The following is a 13,321-nucleotide window of genomic DNA, read 5'->3' as shown; positions in this document are numbered from 1 at the left end:
GGAATTCAGATCCCGCAAGCGCGTTCCAGGTCGGCAAGTGAATCCTCGAGATGCCCGAGCAGCCGCTGCAGGTGGGGCACGCTGCGCCGACAGCCGACGAGTCCGAAGTCGAGGTTGTCGGCGTTGTTCGTCAGCGTGATGTTGAGCGCTTGGCCGTCCAGTGCGATCGACAGCGGGTAGTTGCCGTCGAGGCGGGCACCGTTCCAGTACATCGGTTCTCGCGCGCCGGGCACGTTCGAGATGACGATGTTGAACGGCGGTGGGGTCGATCCGACCAGGCCGGGAACGAGGCCGAACGCGACGCCGGAGCTCAGGAACGCCGACAATGCCAGGGCCTGCGTGCGCGGGAGTTGGCTGAACACCTTCTTGTTCTCGCGCATCGACGTGCTGATCGCATCGAGCCGCTTCGCGGGATCCTCGAGGTCGGTGGCCAGATTGCAGAGGATCGTACCGACCATGTTTCCGCCGGCGTCCTGATCGTCCGCAGTGCGCAGGCTGACGGGAACCATGGCGACCAACGGAGTATCGGGCAGCGCCTCCTGCTCGCTGAGGTAGGCGCGTAGCGCGCCCGCGCACATCGCAAGCACTACGTCGTTGACGGTCGCTCCGGTGGCGTTCTTCACGCCCTTGATGCGGGCGAGTGGCCAGGACTGCGCGGCCGCGCGCCGTGCGCCGCCGATGGGCACGTTGAACATCGTCTTCGGTGCCCGGAACGGCAGGGTCAACTGCTGCTCGAGCAACGCGGCGCGGGCCACGGTGAGGGCCGAGGGCCCCAGTGCCGCAAGGGTTCCCGCGGCATCGATGACCGTCCGCACGGTCGACCGCGAGTGGGCCGGCTCCTTGCTTCCCGCCATCGGCCCGAGCGTCCACGGCACCCGCATCTCGCGGTCGTCGGGGTTCGGCGTCATCGATCGCATCGTGAGCCGCTGCGCGGAGACGCCGTCGATCAGGGCGTGGTGGAACTTGGCGTAGACGGCGAACCGCCCGTCCTGCAGGCCTTCGATGAAGTGGGTTTCCCACAGCGGCCGGTGCCGGTCGAGCAGCGTGCCGTGCAACCGCGACGTCAACTCCAGGAGGTCCCGCACCCGGCCGGGGCGCGGCAGCGCCGACCGGCGCACGTGGTAGTCGAGGTCGACGTCGTCGTCGAACGTCCAGGCCAGGTTGCTGATGCCACCGAAGAGGATCGCTGGATGCTTGCGGAACGTCGGCTGGAAGTGGTCGTGCTTGATCATCGCCTCGTAGAGGTCGCGGACGAAGTCGGGACCGGCGTCGCTCGGGGGCTCGAACAGCTGCAACCCCGCGACGTGCATCGGGTGCTCGCGTGATTCGCCGATCAGGAACATCGAGTCTGTCGGCGAGATCAACTTCATGATGGTGACGTTACCCACCTCACACCGGGCGCATGCGTTCCAGGGCAAATGTGGACTCGGAAAGTTACCCGCCGGTAGTCTCGGGGCAAGGGGATAGGGAGGCTGCAATGACAGAACCCAAGTTCATCGACATTCACGGCGAGCAGTTCGCGGTCCGCGACGAGGGCGAGGGCGAGGCGCTGCTGCTGATCCACGGCATGGCGGGAAGCTCGGAGACGTGGCGTGCGGTCATGCCTCATCTCGCCAAGAAGTACCGGGTGATCGCCCCCGACCTGCTGGGACACGGACGGTCGTCCAAGCCGCGCACCGATTATTCGTTGGGCGCATTCGCCGTCGGGCTGCGCGATCTGCTCGACGAACTGGGCGTCGAATCCGCCACGGTCGTCGGCCACTCCCTCGGGGGTGGGATCGCCATGCAGTTCCTGTACCAGCATCCCGACTACTGCCGCAGGCTGATCCTGATCAGCAGCGGGGGGCTCGGGCCCGACGTCGGCTGGATTCTGCGGCTACTGGCCGCGCCCGGCGCCGAACTGATCATGCCGGTCATCGCACCGTCGCCGGTGCTTCGCGCGGGCAACTCGGTGCGGGGCTGGCTGAGTTCGCTGGGTCTGCGTTCGCCGCGCGGCGCGGAGATCTGGAACGCGTACTCGTCGTTCGCCGACGCGGAGACCCGGGCGGCATTCCTGCGGACCCTGCGTTCCGTCGTCGACTACCGCGGTCAATCGGTGAGCGCACTGAACCGGTTGAATCTGCGAGCCGATCTGCCGACCCTGGCCATCTGGGGCGAGCAGGACACCATCATCCCGGTCGACCACGCCTACTCCGCGCTGGAGGCCAGGCCGGACTGCCGGGTCGAGGTGCTACCCGACGTCGGACACTTCGCACACGTCGAGGCGCCCATCGAGGTGGTCGACCTCATCGACGACTTCATCGCGAGGACCGGCGTCTCGGGCTCCCAGCCGGTGTTGCGGCACGTCTAACCCGTCGATCGGCGACGTAGTTTGGCCGACCGGTGGCGGGTATCCCTGACGGGTGACTACCACTGCCGTACTGGTGATCGACATGCTGAACACCTACGACCATCCCGACGCCGACGCGCTCGCCGCCAACGTGGCGAAGGTGATCGACCCGATGGCGCAGTTGATCGCCGAGGCTCGCGAGCGGGACGACGTCGAACTGATCTACATCAATGACAATCGTGGTGACTTCAGCGCCGGCCGCGCCGAAGTGGTGCAAGCCGCTCTGAACGGCGCCAGGCCCGAACTCGTCGAGCCGATCGTGCCCGACGCCGACCTGCCGTTCCTGACGAAGGTCCGCCACAGCGCCTTCTACGCCACGACACTGGGGTACCTGCTGACTCAGCTGGACGCCACGCGCATCGTGTTGGCCGGTCAGGTCACCGAACAGTGCATCCTCTACAGCGCCCTGGACGGCTACATCCGGCACCTCGACGTCGTCGTACCGCAGGACGCCGTGGCGCACATCATCCCCGAATTGGGCGATGCGGCGCTGAAGATGATGCAGCGCAACATGGATGCGGAGATACTGCCCGCGGAGAAATGCCTGTGACAGTTGACGTTTCATGGGTATTACTCGCCCATGCGACTGCGCCGTAGTGAACTCTCCGGCCCCGGCATCACGCGAAAGCGCCGGGGCAAGGGGTTCTCGTACCATGCGCCAGACGGCAAGCCGCTCGACGACCCGGCCGCGCTGCAACGCATCAAGGAGCTGGTGATCCCGCCCGCGTGGAAGAACGTGTGGATCTGCCCGCACGCCAACGGGCACATTCAGGCCGTCGGCACCGACGTCGCGGGCCGTCGCCAGTACCTCTATCACCAGCGGTGGCAGGAGGAGCGGGCCGAGGAGAAGTTCGACCGCGTGCTGGAGATGTCGAAGCGGCTGCCCGAATGGCGCGCCCGAGTGGCAGCGGATCTGCGCGGTCGCGGTCTCGAGCGGGACCGGATACTGGCGCTCGCACTGCATCTGGTGGACCTCGGCTACTTTCGCGCAGGCGGCGAGCAGTACGCCGAGGAGAACGACTCCCATGGGCTCGCGACGTTGTTGTGCGAACACGTCACGCTGCGCAACGGGACGGTCGCGTTCGACTATCCCGCCAAGAGCGGAGTCCGCAGGACGCTGGAAGTGCAAGACCCCGAGGTGGTCAAGGCGGTCCGCTCACTGCTGCGCAGACCTGATCGGACCGACAGATTTCTGGTCTGCCGGGACGTCAGCGGATGGGTGGACATCCACGCCGAAGATCTCAACGCACGTTTCAAGGAGTTGATGGGCGACGAGTACAGCGTCAAGGACCTACGCACCTGGCATGGCACCGTTTTGGCTGCCGAGGCCTTCGTCGACGCGGACCCGCCGGTGTCGAAGGCCGTGATCAAACGGGTGGAGTCGGCGGTGATGAAGGAGGTGTCGGAGGCTCTCGGCAATACCCCCGCCGTCGCCCGCGGGTCGTACGTCGATCCGCGCGTCGTCACCGGATATGAGAGCAACCTCACCATCGCCACCGCGGTCAAGCGAGCCGCACGTTGCCGAGACGCCGATGAGAGGCAGGCGATCCTGGACAAAGGCACCCGAACGCTCATACAGCGCGTTGCCAAGGGCTGATTCGACGGCGCGCACACGAGGCCGCCGCGTCGATCGGTGCGGTCGATCACGTTTGGCATCCGCAGGTGTCGGGAAGGCATGCGGCTGGACCATGGAGACCAGAGCCTCGAAGTGAAGGGAGCGCGGGTGCACGACACCTGGAACGCGTTCTTCGCGTCGCCGTTCGGGCACTGGATCGCCACCAGCGGGCTACACCTCGTGCTCGTGGTGATCGGCACGGTGCTCGCCACCCGGGTGATCCGCTGGATCGCCGGGAAGATCAGCAGCCGCCTCGACGACGACGTCGAGGTCGGCGCCACCGTTCGATCCGAAACCGTCAAGCACCGCAAGGCCGTTGCGTCGGTCATCTCCTCGGTGTTGGTCGCGCTTCTCTACGTCGTGGTCGCAGTCGACATCATCAATACGCTGGGACTCCCCGTGGGCTCACTGGTGGCGCCCGCCGCAGTGTTGGGCGCCGCCCTTGGTTTCGGTGCTCAGCGCATCGTTCAGGACCTGTTGAGCGGGTTCTTCATCATCACCGAAAAGCAGTACGGCTTCGGTGATCTGGTCCAGCTCACGATCACCGGCTCGGCCAACGATGCGAGAGGAACCGTCGAGGACGTCACGTTGCGCGTCACCAAGCTTCGTAACAGTGACGGTGAAGTCTTCACGGTGCCCAACGGGCAGATCGTGAAATCGCTGAATCTGTCCAAGGATTGGGCACGCGCCGTCGTCGACATCCCTGTGCCTGCATCCGCGGACCTGAACCGGATCAACGACGTTCTCCGCGGCGTCTCGGCCAACGCGATGAAGGACGAGGGGCTTGCGGAGCTGCTACTCGACGAGCCGTCGTTGATGGGCGTCGAGAGCATCGGCGTGGACACCGTCAACCTTCGGATGGTCGCACGCACGCTTCCTGGCAAGCAGTTCGACGTCGGCAGGTGGTTGCGCGTGCTGGTGGTGGCTGCGCTGCGGCGCGCCGGAATCGCCAGTGGCACGGCAACGGTCGACGCCGCCTGACGAAAACCCCGTCAGGTCCTCGTCATGTCTTGGACATGGCCAACCTGTCGATTCGGGTGTCGCCGAGATGCTCGACGAGGCTGCGCGGATCGTCGAATACCGCGGTGGCGCCTGCATACTCGAGTTCGGCCTGCGAGATGCCGCCGCTGCGCAGGCAGAGGCACTCCACGCCTGCACGGGCCGCGGCCTCCACATCCCACACGGTGTCGCCGACGAACACGGCCCGCTCCGGGCCCACCCCGGCACGGTCGAGCGCGACGCGCACAATGTCGGGATCGGGCTTCGCGGAGTCGACGTCGGCCGACGAGGTCAGCGCGGAAACAATGTCGTCCCGGTCGAGAACCTTGCGCAGGATCGCCAATTCGTCCTCAGGCGCCGACGTCGCCAGCACGACCTGCAGGCCGAGGTCGGCGACGGCGTCGAGGAGTTCGCGCGCTCCGGGAAGGGGTCGCAGCAGGCCCGTCGTCTCGGCGTAGAAGCTGGAATGCAGATCCTTCACCCGCTCGGGGTCGTCGATTTGGTCTGACGCCAGTTCGGCCACCAGCGACGACCCATCCATGCCGATGCAGCGGTGGATGCGCCACGATTGGATCTCCAGTCCCACTTCGGTGAAGGCGCGTTGCCACGCGTGGACATGAAGATAGTTCGAATCCACCAGGGTGCCGTCGATGTCGAACAGGACTGCGGGTGCGGGGGCCATTGCTGGAGTGTCGGCTACGTGTCGAACGTCAAAGCGAGAATCACCGCAGCGATCACCAGCCATGCCCACGCGAGGGCGGGCACGACGAACCCGCGAGGACGGCGAGCGGTGAAGAACGACAGCACGATCGCGACGACGGCGACCACGGGTGTGCCGTACATGATCAGGCCGAATACGAACTCACCCGGTCCCAGCCGGCACGCCCGTTCGACGCATGCGGCCGTGCTCATCACCTGTAGGTAGGAGTACGCGACGACGGCGATGGCGCCGGGAATGGTCAGGAGCGCCAGGACCCAGTTGACGACGGCGTGCCTTCCTCCGGGCGCGGCCTCTCGGACGGCGGACTGCTCGCGCTCTTCGTGTTCAACGTCTGCTGCGGACATGGCGGCCACCTCCCGAATCGATGCTGACTGGGTACGGCATACCCGACAGGTGGACGGGGTAACCGGCGCGATGTTTGGCGGGATTTGGGCGGGGAAATGCGAACGTCATGAGCAACGTATTGGAAGGCAAGCGGATCGCGATTCTGGCTACCAACGGAGTCGAACGCCGTGAACTCGAGGAGCCGATGGCAGCCATACAGCAGGCCGGCGGCGACACCGAATTGCTGTCGCTCGAGACGGGGTCGATCGACGCGCGTGACCACGATCTCGAGCCCGCGGGCGAATTCCGCGTCGACCGGCAGGTCGGCGACGCCGCCGTCGACGAATTCGACGGCCTGGTGATACCCGGCGGCACCGTCAATGCGGACAAGTTGCGCCTCGACCGGTCGGCGATCGCGTTCGTGCATGACTTCGTCGAGTCGGGCAAGCCGGTAGGCGTGATCTGCCACGGGCCGTGGACGCTCGTCGAGGCCGGCGTGGTCAAGGGACGGACGTTGACCTCGTATCCGAGCCTTCGTACCGACCTACGCAATGCGGGCGCGCATCCGGTCGACGAGGAGGTCGCCGTCGACGGCAACCTCATCTCCAGCCGGTCGCCCGACGATCTGCCCGCATTCTGCAAGGCCATCGTCGGCCGGTTCTCGGCCGGCTAGCGGCGGTGCCGCCCGCGGGCCTCCGCTCCGGTCTCTCCGGCGTCGAAGTCGTCGTCGGAAGTTGTGCGGCCCACGTATGAGCCGTCCTCTTCGGCATCGGCGCGCGAGCGGGCGATGTGCGGATCGTCGTCGACGTCCGCCTCGGTCTTTCCGTGTTCGGGACCAGTCATTCGGGCATCTCCCTCTCTACGTCTGCCGCTTCAGGTCGTCGTGCAGCGTTACCCCGATTCCGGCCCGTCCAACCGGCTGCAAGAGCCATGTCAACGATCACGGGCCCGCAGTTTCCGCCCACCTTTCGCCGGGTAGCCGATCCGTGACCGTGGGCATGCCGGTCAGTGATCGGCTCGATCGAAAGGAGCGGTGCGATGGGAGACACCTCCAAAGACCCCGTTGATCACGCCCGAACGACGCGTCAGCACGCGGGCGAGACGATGAAGAACGGCGTCAACGCTCCCGGCCTGATCCTGCTGGCCATAGCCGTCGTGGCGATGGTGGTCTCGCTCGCCACGTTCGCATCCGGCCACTCGTCGGTCGGCGTGACCGCCGCAGTGGTGGCGGTCGTCGCCGCAGCGGTGGGCGGTGGATGGGTGTACCTGGTCCACATGCGGGTGCGCCGGAAGGAAGCGCGTTGGCTCGCCGAGCATCCGCAGGCGCACGCGGAGCCGCCAACGAGTTGAGTTCCTACGTGGGCGGCAGCATCCGCAAGTGACTCCGCGGGCCCCGCACCACGGACGCGACCGCCTTCTCCAGCGTGGGTTCAACGGGAAGGCCGCCGCCAGGGTCGCAGATCCGCAACAGCCTTTCCACCTCCGGACCCGGGATCGCGCACCAGGTCACGCCGCGGCGTGAACAGGTGACGTTCACCGTGTGAAGCGTCGAAAACCCTTGGGTCCCAAAGAAGTGCAGGCCGCGTAGGTCGACGATCAGCCTGGTGGAGGAGTCGAGAACGCTCTCGACGTAGTCGGCGAGGCCGCGGGCATTGCTCGCGTCGATCTCGCCTTCAGCCGTCACTACCAACGTCGACGCGCTGATGGGGCAGCTGCTGAAGTGGACCCGTTCCCGTGAGGCATGGGCCGGCGGTTTATGGGGTCTCGTAGGGGCCATTGACATGGTGAAACTCCGTCAGTCGAAGTACTCGTACTGAGGCTCACGTCAGGATGATGGGCTCTGTTGGCTGAAAGCCGTCGCTCGGAGCGGCAGCCCCGGGCGTCGATGACGTCTCCTTCGGCTGTTAACTCAACCTGAGCAAAGGGTAGTACGAAATCGGCGGGTGAACAATGAGTGTTGAATTGTCGTAATAATCGCTGGTCAACCGGGTCGTCCGAGGCCCGATCCGGTGGTGGTCGGACGGCAGCGGTGAATGAGGCGACCGATTCCGCGGACCCGCTTTCCGTGCCCGCGAATCAGCGGGTGACGACGGTGCCCGATACGCCCGGAGAATCAGCGATGACCGCCGTGAGTGGGGCTTCGAGATGGGATGATCACGAGGTGGACGTCGACCGGCCAGAGGACGACGCAAAGTGGGATCAGTCGGCTCGGCGGGAAACCCAAACCGAACGGCTGGACCGCAATTGGTCCAGCCTGTTGCAGGAACTGCGGGTGGTGCAGACCGGCGTGCAACTGCTGACCGGCTTCCTCCTGACCCTGCCGTTTCAGCAGCGATTCGAGGCGCTCGACCACGACATCCGGCTCGTGTACCTCACCGCCGTTGCGCTCGCGGTGTCGTCGACGGTGCTGCTGATCGCCCCGGTCGGGATGCACCGCGTGTTGTTCCGGCAGCACCGACTCAAGTCGCTGGTCTCCGCCGCACACCGGATGGCGTACTCCGGCTTGCTGTTGTTGGGCCTGGCGATGGTGGCGACGACGGTCGTCATCTTCGACGCCGTGTCCGGAAAGACGGCCGGTGTGATCGCCGGCGCGACGGCGCTTGCGGCCTTTGCGTCATTCTGGGTGATCGTCCCGGTATGGATGCGCGTTTCTGGGCGTTGAACGAGGGGTACCTCTAGCGCATCGGAAGACAGTGGTCACCGGCAGCGACGCCAAGACAGCGGTGACTGCGGAAAGCGAGACCCAGGGCATGGGCTCCAAGCATCGGCGGCCGGATCTGGACGACGGCCGGTTCAACCGCATCTTTGCCGCGGTCACTGCAACGGTGATGTTCGCCGCTGTCGCATCCGCGGCGGTGGTGTTCTTCGTCGGCGCGTCCGGTCCCTATCGCCAGCACGCCCCCGAACCGGCGCCGGTGGCTCAATCCGTCAGCCAGCAGGGCACCTTGGTGGCGGTCTCCGCGGACCGGGTGACGGCACGCAGTCCCAACGGGTTCGCCCGCACTTACCTGATCAACGCGGACACCGCAACGATCACTGACCGAGGAAACCGAATCGGCAGTGCCGGTACGGCTTTCGCTGTCAACGACGAGGTGTGCATCTACGCCGTGGTTCGGGACGGAACCGCCATCGCGACCACGGTCGCAGACCGCGAGGTAGCCGAATTGAACGGTCCTCCCATGGACTTCGTCGCGTACCCGTGATCGCGTACTGCATAGCCCGTTCTATGTAGTTGGTGGTTCACCAATCATCGATGCATCCGGACGACACGGGTCGATGCGCGCTTCTCTGCCCGGTTTGGACGGGAATGAGCATGGGAAACAGGTGGCTTCGGGCCACTGACCGTACTTCGGGAGCGTCGCCGGTTGGCGCTGGGTTCGGTCCCGATTGCTGCTATATAGGCTGCGTGATATAGATATCGAATGGGAAAGCGGCTGACCGATGAAGATGCCAAGGACTGCGTCGGTGAGCTTCTCGACCAGGCAATGGACCTGACGGCCCGATTCCTGTCCGACCGCGCGGAATTGAGCGCATCGGCTGCGTTCGTACTGAATCGGGTCTGCCGGGAAGGGCCGATTCGACTTACCGCCCTCGCCGCCAAGGAAGGCGTCAGCCAACCGTCGATGACTCAACTGATCCAGCGGCTGGAGCGTCAGGACCTGGTGACCCGCCTCGCCGATCCCGACGACGGGCGCGCTGCCCTCATCGGCATCACAGGACACGGTCAGGCACTACTCGACGACAAGAAGCGAAAGCGGAGAGAGCGGCTGGCGGCGTTGTTGGCCACGTTGACTGCGGAGGAGCAGTGCCAGCTGTGGCTCAGCGCCCGGGTGGCCTCTCCGGTGCTGAGTCAACTGGCAACCAACGCCGACGATCCACGGAACTGTCCACTGGCGCACGACGAGCGAAAGGCCTTGGGGTGAAGGCCCTTCCGTTGGGTCGCGCGCTGAAGAAGATCTGGATCCCGTTGGTACTCATCGTCGTGCTTTCCATCTCGGCGCTCGTCGTCACCCGTTTGCATAAGCAGTTCGCGTCTGCGGACCTCAACGCGAACGCCGGTGCCGGTATCGAGATCGTCCAGTTCAACCCAAAGGTGATGGTCTACGACGTCTACGGATCGCCCGGCAGCAGTGCCCGGATCAGTTACTTCGACCCCGATGCGAACGTGCACTCGATCGACGTGGCCCTGCCGTGGTCGGTCACCTTGTCAACGACGTTGCCGACCGTCAGCGCCAATCTCATGGCACAGACCGATGGCGACCAGATTGGATGCCGCGTCACCGTGAACGGAACCATTCGTGAGGAGCAGTCCGCCAGTGGGATCAACGCCCAGACCTACTGCCTGGTGAAGTCCGCATGACCGACACCGCTACCGCGCACCAGAAGAGACCGGTCTTCGCCCACGCTCTGCGCATCCTGGCGCTGCCGATCATCTTGTTCTGGATCCTGTTCGCCGTGTTGGTGAACGTGATCGCTCCGCAGCTCGAGGTGGTCGGCGAGCAGCATTCGGCGCCGATGGCTCCCGAGGACGCGCCGTCGATGCAGGCGATGAAGTTGATGGGCGGCAACTTCAAGGAATTCAATTCCAACAGCACGGTGATGATCGTCGTCGAGGGCCAGCAGCCCCTCGGGCCGGACGCCCACCGCTACTACGACGAGATCATCCAGAAGCTTCGCCAAGACCCAAAGCACATCCAGCACATCCAGGACTTCTGGGGCGACACGCTTACCGCGGCAGGGGCGCAGAGCGCCGACCGCAAGGCCTCCTACGTCATGCTCAACCTCGCGGGCGAGCAGGGCCAGACGTTGGCCAACGAAGGCGTTCAGGCCGTACGCGAGGTCATCGCGGACACCAAGGCTCCACCGGGCGTGCAGGCCTACGTCGCAGGCCCCGCCGCGCTCACCGACGACCTGCACGTCATCGGCAATGCCAGCCTCGCTCAGATCACGCTGCTCACCCTCGTCGGGATCGCGGGCATGTTGCTGATCGTCTACCGCTCGATCGTCACGACGCTGATTCAGCTCTTCCTGACCTTCCTCGGATTGCTGACTGCGCGCGGAGTGGTGTCGGTGCTCGCCAGCCACGGCGCCTTCGGCCTGACGACGTTCGCGGGCAACATCCTGACGATGCTGGCGATCGCGGCGGCCACCGACTACGGCATCTTCGTCTTCGGTCGCTACCGTGAGGCGCGCGGCATGGGCGAAGACCGGGATGCCGCGTACTACACCACATTTCGGTCAGTAGCTCCGGTCATCGTCGGCTCGGGCCTGACCATCGCCGGGGCGACGTACTGCCTGAGCTTCGCGCGACTGCCCTACTTCAGCACCATGGGCGCGCCAGTCGCGATCGGGATGATCGTGGTCGTGGCGATCGCCGTCACGCTGGGGCCTGCCATCCTGTTCCTGGGCAGCCGGGTGGGGCTCTACGAATCGAAACGTCCTCCGCAGAGCAGGTTTTGGCGACGGGTCGGTACCGCGGTGGTCCGTTGGCCAGGCCCAATTCTGGTGGCCAGCTTGTTCATCGTGCTGATCGGCATCGTGGCCATCCCGGGATACAAGCCCGCCTACAACGACCGCTACTACATGCCGGCGGACGCCCCGACCAACATCGGCTTCGCCGCCGCCGACCGGCACTTCTCGCAGGCCCGGATGAACCCCGACATCCTGATGGTCAATGCCGATCACGACATGCGCAATCCCGCCGACATGCTGGTCCTCAACGCGGTGGCCCGAAACGTCATGCACACCGACGGCATCGCGATGGTGCAGAACATCACGCGCCCGTTGGGAATTCCGATTCAGCACAGCTCGATTCCGTTCCAGACGAGTGTTCAGGGACAGACGAGCAACATGAACCTGCCGTTCCAGCGCGAACAGTTGGCCAACCAGCTGAAGATGATCGACGCGACGAACGTCTCGATCGACATCATGGAGAGGCAGTATCAACTCTCCCTCCAACAAACGAAACTCACGCAGGATTCAGCCGCCAAGTCACGGGAGCTTCTGGCGACCACCGAAGAACTACGGGACCACATCGCCGACTTCGACGACCAGTTCCGGCCCCTGCGTAGCTACTTCTATTGGGAGCCACACTGTTTCGACATCCCGATGTGCTCTGCGATGCGTGCGCTCTTCGACTCCCTCGACGGTATCGATCAGCTCACCGACCAGACGGGAGCCGTGCAGGGCAACACCGACCAGCTGGCGGCCCTCGCTCCGCAGTTGACCGCGCTCCTGCCGCAGACGATTGCGTCGACGAAGGCGAGCAGGGACCTGTCGCTGGCGTCGTACAACTCGCAGAAGGCCTTGCTCGATCAGATGGAGGCCAGTAACGACACCGCCCTGGCGATGGGGCAGAGCTTCGATCAGGCGAAGAACGACGACCTGTTCTATCTGCCACCGGAGGCCTTCGCCAACCCCGACTTCAAACGCGGTCTCGACATGTTCCTTTCGCCGGACGGCAAGTCCGCGCGCATGTTCATCACACATCAGAGCGACCCCGCGACGGTGGACGGCATCGCCCGCGTCGACTCCGAACGCAAGGCCGCGCAAGAGGCGTTGAAGATGACGTCGCTCTCGGACGCCAAGGTCTATCTGGGTGGGGTCGCGGCAACGTACAAGGACATGTCCGACGGCGCCCGCTACGACCTGATGATCGCGGTGGTGTCGTCGTTGACCTTGATCTTCATGATCATGCTCATCCTGACCCGCAGTGCGGTGGCCGCACTCGTCATCGTGGGCACGGCCGCCAGCTCCATCGCGGCGTCCTTTGGCATCTCGGTGCTGATCTGGCAGGACCTGTTCGGCATCCAGGTGCAGTGGCTGGTCATGCTGATGTCGGTCATCATCCTGTTGGCAGTGGGATCCGACTACAACCTGCTGTTGGTGTCGCGCTTCAAGGACGAAATCCACGCCGGATTGAAGACGGGAATCATCCGCTCCATGGCCGGTACCGGCGGTGTGGTGACGTCCGCCGGTCTCGTGTTCGCGGCCACCATGGCAGGGATGATGGGCAGCAAGCTGATCGTGCTTGCCCAGATGGGTTCCACCATCGCCATCGGACTACTGGTCGACACCTTCATCGTGCGCTCGCTGCTGATGCCGTCGATCGCGACGTTGCTGGGCAGGTGGTTCTGGTGGCCGCAGGTCGTCTACCCACGCGGCGACAACCACTTCCTGAAGCCGCAACCCCGACGCACACCGCGCGACGACGAGGACACCGTCGCGCTGCCCGGCCGGGCGTAGCGAATACCCGCGTGTCGGCCACCGCAAC

Annotated in this window: 16 protein-coding genes; 11 read left to right on the top strand and 5 right to left on the bottom strand. The window is 65.1% G+C overall.

Annotation, left to right across the window (positions count from 1 at the left end; all coding sequences use genetic code 11):
• Window positions 1-5 precede the first annotated feature (5 nt).
• Window positions 6-1,370, bottom strand: coding sequence for a wax ester/triacylglycerol synthase family O-acyltransferase (locus N536_RS0115740; protein ID WP_029114482.1), 1,365 nt, complete (start codon window positions 1,368-1,370; stop codon window positions 6-8).
• Between the two features lie 107 nt (window positions 1,371-1,477).
• Between N536_RS0115740 and N536_RS0115735 the strand changes: the two genes are divergently transcribed.
• From N536_RS0115735 to N536_RS38580, 4 genes are all read left to right on the top strand, one after another.
• Complete coding sequence (locus tag N536_RS0115735; protein ID WP_029114481.1) at window positions 1,478-2,350, top strand: alpha/beta fold hydrolase; 873 nt, start codon at window positions 1,478-1,480, stop codon at window positions 2,348-2,350.
• A 52-nt stretch (window positions 2,351-2,402) separates the two neighbouring features.
• Window positions 2,403-2,939: a cysteine hydrolase family protein gene (locus N536_RS0115730; protein ID WP_029114480.1), complete on the top strand. Its 537-nt coding sequence runs from the start codon at window positions 2,403-2,405 to the stop codon at window positions 2,937-2,939.
• A 30-nt stretch (window positions 2,940-2,969) separates the two neighbouring features.
• The gene (locus N536_RS0115725; protein ID WP_029114479.1) at window positions 2,970-3,986 is read left to right on the top strand and encodes a DNA topoisomerase IB; all 1,017 of its coding nucleotides are present in this window, start codon (window positions 2,970-2,972) and stop codon (window positions 3,984-3,986) included.
• Between the two features lie 78 nt (window positions 3,987-4,064).
• On the top strand, window positions 4,065-4,985 hold the full coding sequence (locus N536_RS38580) for a mechanosensitive ion channel family protein (protein ID WP_081809221.1): 921 nt from the start codon (window positions 4,065-4,067) through the stop codon (window positions 4,983-4,985).
• A 22-nt stretch (window positions 4,986-5,007) separates the two neighbouring features.
• On the opposite strand, the gene N536_RS0115715 is transcribed toward N536_RS38580, so the two are convergent.
• The gene (locus N536_RS0115715) at window positions 5,008-5,685 is read right to left on the bottom strand and encodes an HAD family hydrolase (RefSeq protein WP_029114478.1); all 678 of its coding nucleotides are present in this window, start codon (window positions 5,683-5,685) and stop codon (window positions 5,008-5,010) included.
• Window positions 5,686-5,699: 14 nt separating this feature from the next.
• On the bottom strand, window positions 5,700-6,068 hold the full coding sequence (locus tag N536_RS0115710; protein WP_029114477.1) for a hypothetical protein: 369 nt from the start codon (window positions 6,066-6,068) through the stop codon (window positions 5,700-5,702).
• 107 nt (window positions 6,069-6,175) lie between these two features.
• Between N536_RS0115710 and N536_RS0115705 the strand changes: the two genes are divergently transcribed.
• A complete protein-coding gene (locus N536_RS0115705; protein ID WP_029114476.1) occupies window positions 6,176-6,721 on the top strand; it encodes a type 1 glutamine amidotransferase domain-containing protein in 546 nt (181 codons plus the stop codon).
• On the opposite strand, the gene N536_RS42615 is transcribed toward N536_RS0115705, so the two are convergent.
• Window positions 6,718-6,891, bottom strand: a complete 174-nt coding sequence (locus tag N536_RS42615) for a hypothetical protein (RefSeq protein WP_197040143.1) — start codon at window positions 6,889-6,891, stop codon at window positions 6,718-6,720. The genes N536_RS0115705 and N536_RS42615 overlap by 4 nt on opposite strands.
• 195 nt (window positions 6,892-7,086) lie before the next feature.
• On the opposite strand from N536_RS42615, the gene usfY reads away from it, so the two are divergent.
• Window positions 7,087-7,398 (top strand): protein UsfY, encoded by a 312-nt coding sequence (gene usfY, locus N536_RS0115695; RefSeq protein ID WP_029114475.1) that lies wholly within the window; start codon window positions 7,087-7,089, stop codon window positions 7,396-7,398.
• Between the two features lie 4 nt (window positions 7,399-7,402).
• Here usfY and N536_RS38575 read toward each other — a convergent pair whose 3' ends face one another.
• Window positions 7,403-7,825 carry an STAS domain-containing protein gene (locus tag N536_RS38575; protein ID WP_081809220.1) on the bottom strand — a complete coding sequence of 141 codons (423 nt, stop codon included), beginning with the start codon at window positions 7,823-7,825 and terminating at the stop codon, window positions 7,403-7,405.
• A 384-nt stretch (window positions 7,826-8,209) separates the two neighbouring features.
• On the opposite strand from N536_RS38575, the gene N536_RS0115685 reads away from it, so the two are divergent.
• From N536_RS0115685 to N536_RS0115665, 5 genes are all read left to right on the top strand, one after another.
• Window positions 8,210-8,710 carry a DUF6328 family protein gene (locus N536_RS0115685; protein WP_029114474.1) on the top strand — a complete coding sequence of 167 codons (501 nt, stop codon included), beginning with the start codon at window positions 8,210-8,212 and terminating at the stop codon, window positions 8,708-8,710.
• 31 nt (window positions 8,711-8,741) lie between these two features.
• Entirely contained in the window at window positions 8,742-9,251 is a 510-nt protein-coding gene (locus N536_RS0115680; RefSeq protein ID WP_051574523.1) for a hypothetical protein, read from the top strand.
• 219 nt (window positions 9,252-9,470) lie between these two features.
• Window positions 9,471-9,971: a MarR family winged helix-turn-helix transcriptional regulator gene (locus tag N536_RS38570; protein ID WP_064751552.1), complete on the top strand. Its 501-nt coding sequence runs from the start codon at window positions 9,471-9,473 to the stop codon at window positions 9,969-9,971.
• The gene (locus N536_RS0115670) at window positions 9,968-10,408 is read left to right on the top strand and encodes an MmpS family transport accessory protein (protein ID WP_029114472.1); all 441 of its coding nucleotides are present in this window, start codon (window positions 9,968-9,970) and stop codon (window positions 10,406-10,408) included. Before N536_RS38570 ends, N536_RS0115670 begins: the two co-directional genes overlap by 4 nt.
• Window positions 10,405-13,293, top strand: a complete 2,889-nt coding sequence (locus N536_RS0115665) for an RND family transporter (RefSeq protein ID WP_029114471.1) — start codon at window positions 10,405-10,407, stop codon at window positions 13,291-13,293. Before N536_RS0115670 ends, N536_RS0115665 begins: the two co-directional genes overlap by 4 nt.
• Window positions 13,294-13,321 lie beyond the last annotated feature (28 nt).

The sequence above is a fragment of the Mycobacterium sp. URHB0044 genome (genome assembly GCF_000620625.1).
Lineage (GTDB): Bacteria > Actinomycetota > Actinomycetes > Mycobacteriales > Mycobacteriaceae > Mycobacterium.
Note: the sequence above shows the minus strand (reverse complement) of the source record. Positions and strands in the feature narration are given on the sequence as shown.